Annotated in this window: 5 protein-coding genes; 3 read left to right on the forward strand and 2 right to left on the reverse strand. The window is 62.3% G+C overall.

Annotated features, from left to right (window positions below; genetic code table 11):
* The first annotated feature begins 458 nt into the window (after positions 1-458).
* Positions 459-2,267 carry an ABC transporter ATP-binding protein gene (locus ABIT12_RS15720; protein WP_348044436.1) on the forward strand — a complete coding sequence of 603 codons (1,809 nt, stop codon included), beginning with the start codon at positions 459-461 and terminating at the stop codon, positions 2,265-2,267.
* A 70-nt stretch (positions 2,268-2,337) separates the two neighbouring features.
* Here ABIT12_RS15720 and ABIT12_RS15725 read toward each other — a convergent pair whose 3' ends face one another.
* The gene (locus ABIT12_RS15725) at positions 2,338-2,664 is read right to left on the reverse strand and encodes a YARHG domain-containing protein (protein ID WP_348044438.1); all 327 of its coding nucleotides are present in this window, start codon (positions 2,662-2,664) and stop codon (positions 2,338-2,340) included.
* Positions 2,665-2,850: 186 nt separating this feature from the next.
* Here ABIT12_RS15725 and ABIT12_RS15730 point away from each other — a divergent pair, with 186 nt between their 5' ends.
* Complete coding sequence (locus ABIT12_RS15730) at positions 2,851-3,768, forward strand: VOC family protein (RefSeq protein ID WP_348044440.1); 918 nt, start codon at positions 2,851-2,853, stop codon at positions 3,766-3,768.
* 190 nt (positions 3,769-3,958) lie between these two features.
* Here ABIT12_RS15730 and ABIT12_RS15735 read toward each other — a convergent pair whose 3' ends face one another.
* Entirely contained in the window at positions 3,959-4,876 is a 918-nt protein-coding gene (locus ABIT12_RS15735; protein ID WP_348044442.1) for a sugar kinase, read from the reverse strand.
* A 123-nt stretch (positions 4,877-4,999) separates the two neighbouring features.
* Here ABIT12_RS15735 and ABIT12_RS15740 point away from each other — a divergent pair, with 123 nt between their 5' ends.
* Positions 5,000-6,472: a mannitol dehydrogenase family protein gene (locus tag ABIT12_RS15740; RefSeq protein ID WP_348044444.1), complete on the forward strand. Its 1,473-nt coding sequence runs from the start codon at positions 5,000-5,002 to the stop codon at positions 6,470-6,472.
* Positions 6,473-6,691 lie beyond the last annotated feature (219 nt).

Below are 6,691 nucleotides of genomic sequence, written 5' to 3' on the forward strand. Positions count from 1 at the left end.
CCTGTCTCTTATTCCCTCTCCCCTTGCGGGAGAGGGACAGATTTTCTGCGTTCAGCAGAAAATCAGGGTGAGGGGTTTGCATCCGCAAACTCGAAATCCTTGAAGAGACCCCTCATCCGCCCTTCGGGCACCTTCTCCCGCAAGGGGAGAAGGAAAAGGGAGCCTGTTGCCGCCACGCAACACCACCTCCCTCACCGCTCGTACCCCCTTTGCCATAGCCAAAACCCTCCGCTATACCTTCACCTCTCAACACGGACCACAGGAGGCGTTCAATGACAGTGCATATGACCTCCCTCCCGTTTGGCGGTTATCGACCCACAAAGGTCTGACGCCCCGGAACGCCATCCCGTTCCAAACCTCTCCCCCATAGCCGTTCGTTAGAGGCCAGAGCCTCGCCGGCTGTTTTGATGTCCGTTATTTCAGGGACCGGCTTGCGCCTCGCGCAGCCGGATCATTTCATGGCCCGATTCAAGCTCGATCTGCGCGGCGATGCCTTCCGCAAGGTTCTCGGTTTTACCTTCCAGCACTGGCGCCAGCAGCCGGTGCGCGCCGCGTTCACCGCCGGTCTGGTGCTGCTGGCCACGCTCGCTGAAGCGTTCAGCCCGCTGTTTGCCGGCCGGCTGGTCGATGCCGTCGCCTCCGGCAGCGGCACCAATCCCGACTATTGGGTGGCGGCGCTCTGGGCCTTCTGGACCATGGCCGGGCTTTATCTGGTGTCGGTGATCCTGCGTCAGGGCGTGTTCTTCAGCCTGATCCGGTTCACCCTGCAGATCATGAACGACGTTATCACCAGCGCTTTCCAGCGGGTGCAGCGCTTCTCGACCGATTGGCACGCCAACAGCTTTGCCGGCTCGACCGTGCGCAAGATCACGCGCGGCAGCGGCGCCATCGACCTGCTCAACGATACGCTGCTGCTCAACCTGTTGCCGTCCATCGTCATGCTGATCGGCGCCACCATCATCCTGGGCCTCAGCTGGCCGATCATGGGACTGGTCGTGGGGCTGGGCTCGCTGATCTATGTCGGCGTCACCGTGGCGCTTTCGGTCGGCTTCGTCGCCCCGGCGGGTGCCCTGGCCAATACCTGGGATACCAAAATGGGCGGCTCGCTGGCCGATGCGGTCAGTTGCAATTCCGTGGTCAAGGCCTTCGGCGCCGAAACCCGCGAGGAGCAACGCCTCACCGGCGTCGTCGGCAAATGGCGCCATCGTACCGCCCGCACCTGGACGCGCGGCACGCTCAATGGCGGCATGCAGGGCCTGATGATGGCCGGCATGCAAACCGCAATCCTGGGCACCGCCTTGCTGCTCTGGCAGGCTGGCGCCGCCACGCCGGGCGATATCACCTTCGTTCTGACCATGTTCTTCGTCCTGCAGGGCCATCTGCGCGACGTCGGCCAGTACATCCGCAACCTGCAGCGCTCGGTCAACGACATGGAAGAGCTGGTCGATCTCTATAGCCAGAAGCTGGGCATCGACGATGCGCCGCACGCCAAGCCTATTGCCATCGGCGTCGGGGCGATCGCGTTCGATCACATCACCTTCCAGTACGGTTCGCACGCGACCCCGCTCTACCGCGATTTCTCGGTCAAGATCGCGCCGGGCGAACGCATCGGGCTGGTTGGCCATTCCGGCTCGGGCAAGACCACGTTCGTCAAGCTGATCCAGCGGCTTTACGACGTCAATTCGGGCCGCATCACCATCGACGGGCAGGATATCGCCAAGGTGCAGCAGGCCTCGCTGCGGCAGCAGATCGCCATCGTGCAGCAGGAGCCGATCCTGTTTCACCGCACCCTTGCCGATAACATCGCCTATGCTCGTCCCGGCGCTTCCCGTGCCGAGGTCGAGCTGGCGGCACGGCAGGCCAGCGCCCATGACTTTATCATGGCGCTGCCCAAGGGTTATGAAACCCTGGTCGGCGAACGCGGGGTCAAGCTCTCGGGCGGCGAACGCCAGCGCGTCGCCATCGCCCGTGCCTTCCTCGCCGATGCGCCAATCCTGATTCTGGATGAAGCGACGTCGTCGCTCGATAGCGAAAGCGAAGTGCTGATCCAGCAGGCCATGGAACGGCTGATGGTCGGTCGCACCACCCTGGTCATCGCCCACCGCCTGTCGACCGTTCGGGCGCTCGATCGGCTGCTGGTGTTTGATAAGGGTAACATCGTGGAAGAGGGGAGCCACGAGGATCTGATCCGCCTCGGTGGCGGCATCTATCGCCGCCTGTTCGAGCGCCAGGCGCTGGAACTGACCAGGGGTCTCAAAATCGCCTAGCTCGTGAAAACGCCGGGGTTCGGCCCCGGCGTTTTTGCAGCCAGGACGCGTTCATCAACGTGGCAAAATCCTAGCGGCAGCCCTTGGATTTTTCGACAGCAACGATCACGCCCACATTGTCGCGCTCATAGGCATTCAGGCTCACCCTGGCCTGATCATTCACGGAACATTGGCCATTGCCGAAAGTGCTGATGCCGCGCTGGGTTTTGAAACAGTAGCCGTTCTGGGCATAGATCCCGTTCCGCACCAGCCACAGTGAGTCACACGACAACTGTCGCATCTGGTTTTTCGAGTAATACTGGCTGTCGTCGCAGCCGATCTGCTCGTAGCAATTGGCCATCGCCGCGCCGCTGCTGGCCAGCATAGTTGCGGCAATCAAGATAGATTTCAGCATCATGATCGTTCTCCCAAACCCCGTCGATATTTCACCACGAAACTCCGGGGCAGGGAAGGGCACACCGGGTTTGCCGCATCAACACCGAACAATGCCTTCGATTGCGCGCTGATAGCGCCCCGGCAGCACCAGGCCTATATCTCCCCCAACACCGCCGCATCCCGTGGCAAAAACCCCTTGGAGTCCGTCATGATCGACGCCCGTGAACAGACCGATGTCCGCTCGCTTCCCCTGCTGCCGCTGACCACAAAACTCGGTCCGGTCCACATCGCCGTCACCGAGCGCGATAAGGCGCTGAGCATCTGGCGCGATGTTGTTGGCCTTGAAATCATTGCTGAAACTGGCACCCAGCTCGAATTGGGCGCCGGCGGCAAGGTGCTGATCGTGCTCGAAACCGGCGCTCTTCGTGCGGTCGTGCCCAAGACTATCGGGCTTTATCACGTCGCCATCCACGTCCCAACCCGCCCCGATCTGGCGCAGATGGCAGTCCGCGCGCTGCAGCGCCGGGTGCGCATTTCGCCCACCGACCATCTGGTGTCCGAAGCGATCTATCTCTGGGATCTCGACGGCAACGGCATCGAAATCACCTTCGAAACCCCATGGCGCGGCACGCTGGGCGACCCCGACAAGGGTGTCTACGCCGTCACCACCGAAGGCAAGCCGCATTCCGGCCGGGAAGCCATCGACCTCGATGACCTGCTGGGCGAACTCGGTGAAAACCCGGTGCTGCAACAGGTCATGCCTGCCGGAACCCGCATCGGCCACGTCCATGTCCACGTCAACGACCTGCATCTGGCCATGGACTTTTACCGCGATGTCATCGGCTTTGCTGGTTTCCTGCTGATGGTGTCGTTCGGCATGGGCGATGTGGGCCTGAACTATATGCCCCACGCTCTGGCGTTCAACGTCTGGTCCGGCCCCAATGCCGGCCTGCCGTCCGCGGGCGCTGCCGGGCTGCGCTGGTTCACCATCGTCGTGCCGGATGCGACAACGCTGGAGGAGGTGACAGGGCGGCTGGGCAGGGCTGCGGTTGCTTTCGAACAGATCACGGGCGGCGTAGAAACCCGCGATCCCTCCGGCAACCGTCTCAAGGTTATCATTGGCTGATCTATCGACGTTCAGAAGGCAAAACCCCTCATCCGCCCTTCGGGCACCTTCTCCCACAAGGGGAGAAGGGAACTCCGAACGTGCCATACCACCGGGCCCACCCTCGCCCCTTGTGGGAGAGGGACAGATTTCCTGCGTTCAGCAGGAAATCAGGGTGAGGGGTTGCGTCCGCAACCGCTAACTCTGGTGGTTAGCTTCCGCGCACCAGCGCTGGATCGACCAGCGCGCCGCGCTGGCCGATCACCACGCGCGCGGTGCGGTGTCCGGCTTCGGCTGCCTCGCGCAAACCCTTGCCTGCCAACCGCGCGCTGAGGTAGGCGCCGTTAAAACTGTCGCCCGCTCCGGTGGCATCGACGACACTGGCCCCCGGTTCGGGTGCGACGCTCACTGCCTCGTTGCGGGTCGCCACATAGGCCCGGCTGCCGCCGTCCTTGACCACCACTTCTTCGACACCAAGTTCGAGGTAGCGCTCGGCGGTTTCTTCAACCGACTGGTCGCCGAACAAAGGCGCTTCATCAGTATGGGTCGGCAGCACCACATCGCAGAGCGTCGCCGCTGCGGTCAGCACCGAGGCCATCACCCGCGGCGACGTCCACAGCGCCGGACGCAGATTGGTATCGAACACGATCCGCGCGCCATTGTCGCGCGCCCGCACGATGGCGCCGAGCAGCCGGCCGCGCGCCCGTGGATGCAGGATGGCGAGAGTAATTCCGGAGAAATACACCATATCGGCACCATCAAGCGCGGTGCGTAGCGCGTCCTTGTCGTCCGCCAACAGCTTGGCCGCCGAAGTGTCGCGCCAATAGGTGAAGTGCCGGTCGCCATCGGCCTGATGGATCATGTAAAGCCCGGGACGACGGCCCTTGATGGTCTGGATATGGCTGGTGCCGATGTGATTGGCCTGCAGAAACGTGCGGATATCGCCCGAATACTTGTCGTCGCCCAGCGCCGTCAGATAGTCGACATCCCAGTCATCGCCGAGCAGCGCCCGCATATACCACGAGGTATTGAGCGTATCGCCGGCATAGCCGAGCCGATAGTTGCGCTCTTCGCCGCCCGACATTTCGATCATGCATTCGCCAATGCTCACGAAGCGTTTCTGCGTCACGATCTCGTCCCTGCCTGTGTCTGCCACCGCTTATGGCCCACAATTCGTCCAAGCCGCAACGGGGACTGTAGCGCATTGAACTATTCTACCATACAAGGACTGATCATCGTTACGGATAGGCCCATGTCGCGTCTTTCAGCCAAAACCCTTGCCCAGGTTCCCGCCACCGTCCGCGTGCCCGATTATGACCGCGCCACGATCACGCCGGGCATTGTCCATCTGGGCATCGGCGCCTTCCATCGCGCCCATATGGCGGTTTATCTCGATGATCTGCTCAAAGACAATCCGAGCTGGGGCATTATCGGCGCCAGCCTGCGCCGCCCCGATACCAAGGAAGCGCTGGAACCGCAGGACAGCCTTTATACCGTCGCCATCCGCGACGCTTCGGGCACCAGGCCGCGCATCATCGGCTCGATCCTCAAAATCCTCGATGCCAATACCGAGCGCGCCGAACTGCTCGCCACCATGGCCTCGGCGCCGATCCGCATCGTCTCGCTGACCGTCACCGAAAAAGGCTATTGCCACGATCCGGCGACTGGCGAACTCGACGCCAAACACCCCGACATCGTCCACGATCTGGCCAACCCCGCAGCGCCCAAATCAGCGCCTGGCATGTTGGTCGAGGCGCTGGCCCGCCGCAAGGCCGCTGGCTTGCCGCCGTTTGCGGTGATGAGCTGCGATAACCTGCCTTCCAACGGTGAAACCGTCAAACGCATCGTCACCAAATTCGCCAGCCTGCGCGATGCGGCGCTGGGACAATGGGTGGCCGATCAGGTGGCCTTTCCCGGCACCATGGTCGACCGCATCGTGCCGGCGACCACCGATGCCGATCGCGCCACCGTCGCCGGCCTGATCGGCTCCGACGATGCCTGGCCGATCACGACCGAGCCCTTCACCCAATGGGTGATCGAGGACCATTTCCCACAGGGTCGCCCGCCCTTCGAACAGGTCGGCGCGCAGATGGTTAAATCGGTCGAACCGTTCGAGCTGATGAAGCTGCGCATGCTCAATGGCAGCCACTCGACGCTGGCTTATCTGGGCTATCTGGCTGGTTACCAGCATGTGTCCGAAGCCATGGGCGATGACAATATCGTCAAGCTGATCCACGGGCTGATGACTCAGGAAGTTATCCCCACGCTCGATATGCCCGGCACCGATCTGCCGGCGTATCGGGACGAACTGCTGCAGCGCTTCCGTAATCCAGCCCTCAAGCACCGCACCTGGCAGATCGCCATGGACGGCAGCCAGAAACTGCCACAGCGCCTGTTGGGAACCATCCGTGCCCGCCTCAAGGCCGGCGCTTCATTCGAACGCCTCGCCTTGGGCGTCGCGGCCTGGATGCGTTACGTCATCGGCATCGATGAAAAGGGCGAAACCATCGAAGTGAAAGACCCGCTGTCCATGCGCATGATGGCGATTTCAGCCGGGGCAGGGCATGACCCGGAAGCGCTGTTTGATGGGCTGGTAGCATTGACCGAAGTGTTCGGTTCGGACCTGTCAGAAAATGCCGAGTTCCGCGACGTGGTGGTGAGCCATCTCGAGAGCCTGTTTGACATCGGCTCGGCGGAGACGATTGCCGAAGTCGTCGCCGACTGACGCGAGGTCCACCCTCGCCCCTTGAGGGACTTGGAGGTGGTTGCATCGCCGCAAACCGCTCCAGTGGAGCGGTTTGAACCGAACAAGGATAGATTTTCTGCGTTCAGCAGAAAATCAGGGTGAGGGGTTCTCGTCGCAAGCGCTGTTCTTGATGAGGGATCGCTGACCGCTCATCCGCCCTTCGGGCACCTTCTCCCTCGAGGGGAGAAGGATGACGAC

The organism is Devosia sp. (genome assembly GCF_039927955.1).
Classification (GTDB): Bacteria; Pseudomonadota; Alphaproteobacteria; order Rhizobiales; family Devosiaceae; genus Devosia.

Excerpts from the sequence above, each read along its gene's own strand:
- ABIT12_RS15720 (WP_348044436.1), top strand. The coding sequence starts at position 459 with ATGGCCCGATTCAAGCTCGATCTGCGCGGCGATGCCTTCCGCAAGGTT.
- ABIT12_RS15725 (WP_348044438.1), bottom strand. The coding sequence starts at position 2,664 with ATGATGCTGAAATCTATCTTGATTGCCGCAACTATGCTGGCCAGCAGC.
- ABIT12_RS15730 (WP_348044440.1), top strand. The coding sequence starts at position 2,851 with ATGATCGACGCCCGTGAACAGACCGATGTCCGCTCGCTTCCCCTGCTG.
- ABIT12_RS15740 (WP_348044444.1), top strand. The coding sequence starts at position 5,000 with ATGTCGCGTCTTTCAGCCAAAACCCTTGCCCAGGTTCCCGCCACCGTC.